Annotated in this window: 3 protein-coding genes; 2 read left to right on the top strand and 1 reads right to left on the bottom strand. The window is 38.4% G+C overall.

Features of this window, described 5'->3' with window-relative positions; all coding sequences use genetic code 11:
- Positions 1-91 precede the first annotated feature (91 nt).
- Entirely contained in the window at positions 92-286 is a 195-nt protein-coding gene (locus C6H66_RS25330; protein WP_105396917.1) for a hypothetical protein, read from the top strand.
- Positions 287-443: 157 nt separating this feature from the next.
- The gene (locus tag C6H66_RS25325; RefSeq protein ID WP_105397028.1) at positions 444-665 is read left to right on the top strand and encodes a hypothetical protein; all 222 of its coding nucleotides are present in this window, start codon (positions 444-446) and stop codon (positions 663-665) included.
- On the opposite strand, the gene C6H66_RS26320 is transcribed toward C6H66_RS25325, so the two are convergent.
- On the bottom strand, positions 631-891 hold a 261-nt coding region (locus tag C6H66_RS26320; protein WP_105397073.1), incomplete at its 5' end, for a hypothetical protein. The two genes, C6H66_RS25325 and C6H66_RS26320, sit on opposite strands and share 35 nt — an antisense overlap.

Below are 891 nucleotides of genomic sequence, written 5' to 3'. Positions count from 1 at the left end.
GTTCGCTAATCTGACAAATCCTCTACCGGTTGCCCGTTATCACTCTCTCRCGGGTAAGCAAGAGAAGTTACTAAAATATTAAGAGGTAGGTATGAGCAAATTACAGGTTTTCAAATATAAATTAGGTCAGGCCGTACAAGTTATTATCAGCGGTGAAAAAGGGCATATCAAAGCCCGTGCTGAATATATTCATAGTGCTAGCCAGTATTTGATCCACTATCAGGCAGCAGATGGCCGTGCAAGAGATGCCTGGTTTGATGAGTATGAGCTTTCACACGCTGATTAAAGAGTGACTAATTCAGAGCATTCTGCTAATAGAGTGCTCGATAGTAGTGATTCAATCCGGCGTGGTATTTAAAATGCCGGGGATTTATCAGACTGAAAAGTAGAAAGTTCTGATTACAACTGTTTCCAAGATGGAAAGAGTTCAACGAGGGTTTAAAATGAAATTTGAAGACTTAACAATCGAGTCACAAGTCGCAGCACGTGAAGTATTAGCAGATATGCTGAGAATGAAATATCAACATGAACTTGGTTTAGATCCTAATGTGATTAGATTTCTAGGCCACAATGTAAGAAAAGCATTTGTGGCCTTGGAAAGCGAAGAGTCTTGTCTACCAGTTGCGGCGATTATGCTTGATAAAGAAGATGATCATAATCAGTAAAGTTACAAACAAAAATGGAAGCTTCATTATCAGGAGAGAAATTTTTTGCAGCTTTTCTTACTGCAACTAGAACGTCATGTGCTGTTGCATTAAAAGCACCAAAATAAGTACCATCAGGTAGTTTCAAAGTTTTTCCCTGCTGTGAAATATGACGGTACAGTTTTAATTCGAGCATTATTTCATGAAATCTTTCATAGCCATCATATTCTGCACCATATAGTTCAAC

Source organism: Photorhabdus hindustanensis (assembly GCF_002968995.1).
In the GTDB taxonomy this organism is placed as follows: Bacteria; Pseudomonadota; Gammaproteobacteria; order Enterobacterales; family Enterobacteriaceae; genus Photorhabdus; species Photorhabdus akhurstii.
The sequence above is the reverse complement of the archived record's forward strand: the minus strand, read 5'-3'. Positions and strand labels throughout refer to the sequence as shown.

What these genes read in the sequence shown, in the direction of transcription:
- C6H66_RS25330 (WP_105396917.1), top strand. Translation starts at nt 92, where the DNA reads ATGAGCAAATTACAGGTTTTCAAATATAAATTAGGTCAGGCCGTACAA.
- C6H66_RS25325 (WP_105397028.1), top strand. Translation starts at nt 444, where the DNA reads ATGAAATTTGAAGACTTAACAATCGAGTCACAAGTCGCAGCACGTGAA.